We start from the raw sequence: 2,872 nt of genomic DNA on the forward strand, positions 1-2,872 counted from the left end.
GTGTGCCGCGAGCACGACATCCGGCGGTATCTGCCCGAGCCGCCCGGGCATCCGTTCACCTTCGACGAGGCGGTACGGCTGGCGCTGCGCCGGGTGCGGGAGGCGAAGGTGGCCACCCGCTGGTCGTCGGCGTCGGTGCCGGGCGCGCCGAGCGATCCGCTGCCGACCGACCCGGACTGGGCGGGCGGCAGCCTGTACACCGACGAGCGCGAGACGGTGGTGGACGCCCCGCTGGACCGGCTGTGGCGGGTGATCGAGGGGGTCGGCGGCGACAACGGCTGGTACTCCTTCCCGCTCGCCTGGTCCCTGCGCGGCTGGATGGACCGGGCGATGGGCGGGGTGGGCCTGCGCCGGGGCCGCCGGGACGCGGAGCGGCTGCGGGTGGGCGACTCGCTGGACTTCTGGCGGGTGGAGGAGATCGAGCCGGGCCATCTGCTGCGGCTGCGGGCCGAGATGCGGCTGCCGGGCCTGGCGTGGCTGGAGATGTACGCGGAGCCGTACGGCGAGGGCCGCAGCCGGTACCGCCAGCGCGCCCTGTTCCATCCGCGCGGGCTGCTCGGCCAGGCGTACTGGTGGTCGGTGTCGCCGTTCCACGAGATCGTGTTCGGCGGGATGGCCCGGAACATCGCGCGGGCCGCGGTCCACGGTCCGGTCCCGACGATGAGGAACCGGGGACCGCGGAAGCGGGGCATCAAGAACCTGGGGCTCCAGCACCGGAGGATGAAAAGGCGGGCACGGCGTTGACGTCCGCGTCCGTGCGGGGCGCTCGCCCGGAAGAGTCCACCGTAAGCATCCCCTGCTCCGGAGCCGTTCGATGAACACCTCGGTCGTTCTCTTCACCGCCGACCTGCGTCTGCACGACCATCCGCCGCTGCGCGCGGCCCTGGAGGGGGCCCGGCAGGTGGTGCCGCTGTTCGTGCGCGACGACGGCATCGACGGCGCTGGGTTCGCCGCGCCCAACCGGCTGGCGTTCCTCGCCGACTGCCTGCGGGACCTGGACGCCGGGCTGCGCGAGCGCGGCGGCCAGCTCGTGGTGCGCTCCGGTGACGTGGTGGCCGAGGTGCTGAAGGTGGTGGCGGAGGCGGACGCCGACGAGGTGCACATGGCCGCCGACGCCAGCGGCTACGCACACCATCGCGAGCACGCCCTGCGCACCGCGCTGGAGGCGGACGGCCGCAGGCTGCACGTCCACGACACGGTGACCGCCGCCGTGGAGCCGGGCGCGGTGACCCCGATGGCCTCGGACCACTTCGCCGTGTTCACCCCGTATTTCCGCCACTGGTCCGGGCATGCCCAGCGTGACCCGCTCGGCGCGCCCCGGAAGGTGAGGGTGCCGGAGGGCGTCAAGTCCGAGGAACTCCCGTCCCGTGACGCGGTGTCGGGCACTTCCCCGGCGCTCGCGGAGGGCGGTGAGGCGGCGGGGCGCCGGTTGGTGGCCGAATGGCTGCGCGCGGGGATCGACGCGTACGAGGACCGGCACGACGACCTGGCCGGCGACGGCACCTCCCGGCTCTCGCCGCACCTGCACTTCGGCACCGTCTCCCCGGTGGAACTCGTGCACCGGTCACGGCTGGAGGGCGGGGCGGGCGCGGCGGCGTTCGTACGGCAGGTCGCCTGGCGGGACTTCAACCGGCAGTTGCTGGCGGTGCGTCCGGAGGCGTCCCGCGCCGACTACCGCACCCGGCACGACCGTTGGCGCACCGGCAGGAAGGCCGAGGCGGACATCCAGGCGTGGCGGGACGGCCGTACCGGCTACCCGATCGTGGACGCGGCGATGCGGCAGTTGCGGCACGAGGGCTGGATGCACAACCGGGGCCGGCTGCTCACCGCGAGCTTCCTGACCAAGACGCTGTACGTGGACTGGCGGGTGGGCGCCCGGCACTTCCTGGACCTGCTGGTCGACGGGGACGTGGCCAACAACCAGCTCAACTGGCAGTGGACGGCCGGAACGGGCACCGACACCCGCCCCAACCGGGTGCTGAACCCGACGGCCCAGGCCAGGCGGTACGACCCGGACGGCGCCTATGTCCGGCGCTGGGTCGAGGAGCTGGCGCACGTGGAGGGGGCGGCGGTGCACGAGCCGTGGAAGCTGAGCGGGCCGGACCGGGCGAAGCTCGGGGACTACCCGGACCCGGTCGTCGACCTCAGGGACGGGCTGGACCGGTTCAAGCACGCGCGCGGGCTGGAGTGAGGTCCCGGCCGGGCCCGGTGCCGTAGGCGGCGGTCAGGGTGTCGAGGGCGTCGGCGAGTCCGGTCGGGCGGAGCATGCCGTGGCTGGAGCGGCCCGTCCAGCCGGGGCCGCCGAGCATCATCAGGGTCTGCCCGCGGGCGCCGCGTACGCCCCACTCCATGCCCGCGACATGCCGGGCGAGCGGCAGGCCGGCGGTGGCGCGGGACTGGGACCACAGCACGACCGCCGCCGGACCGAGGCGCCGTACGGCGGCGGTGAGCGCGTCGGCGGGGACGGCGCTGCCGAACATCCGGGTGGGGACGCCGTGCCGGACCAGCGCGGCGTTGAGGGCCTCCAGCGGGAGGGTGTGCTGTTCGTCGGGGGCGCAGGCGAGCAGCACGGGCCCGGTGCCGGGGGTGCCGGGCGGGCCGAGCCGCGGGGTGTGGCGGCGCAGGGCGGTGGAGACCTGCCAGGACAGCAGGTGCTCCACCTCGATGTACCGGTCCCCCGACGAGACCCACTTGCGGCCCACGGCGTGCAGGGCGGGCGCCATCACGTCCTGCCAGGCGACGGTGATGCCGTACTCGGTGATCGCCCCGTCCAGTTGCTCCTCCACGGCGCGGGCGTCCAGGCGGACGGCCGCACGGGCCAGGCCCCTGCACTCCTGGCGCACATCGCCCAGCGGCAGGGCGCCGGGGGCGC

At 74.8% G+C, this 2,872-nt stretch carries 3 protein-coding genes; 2 read left to right on the top strand and 1 reads right to left on the bottom strand.

Translation table 11 applies throughout. The features are described from left to right. Positions 1-744 (top strand): DUF2867 domain-containing protein (locus tag GT030_RS16685; protein ID WP_237522540.1); only part of this gene is annotated, 744 nt, incomplete at its 5' end. Positions 745-814: 70 nt separating this feature from the next. After that, entirely contained in the window at positions 815-2,191 is a 1,377-nt protein-coding gene (locus GT030_RS16690) for a deoxyribodipyrimidine photo-lyase (RefSeq protein WP_161201779.1), read from the top strand. Here the strand turns inward: GT030_RS16690 and GT030_RS16695 are convergent. Continuing rightward, the coding region (locus GT030_RS16695; protein ID WP_161201780.1) for a B12-binding domain-containing protein at positions 2,166-2,872 on the bottom strand (707 nt) is incomplete at its 5' end. The genes GT030_RS16690 and GT030_RS16695 overlap by 26 nt on opposite strands.

The organism is Streptomyces sp. SID1328 (assembly GCF_009865595.1).
In the GTDB taxonomy this organism is placed as follows: domain Bacteria; phylum Actinomycetota; class Actinomycetes; order Streptomycetales; family Streptomycetaceae; genus Streptomyces; species Streptomyces griseoluteus.

Coding starts and splice junctions, on each gene's coding strand:
- GT030_RS16690 (WP_161201779.1), top strand. CDS start 815: ATGAACACCTCGGTCGTTCTCTTCACCGCCGACCTGCGTCTGCACGAC.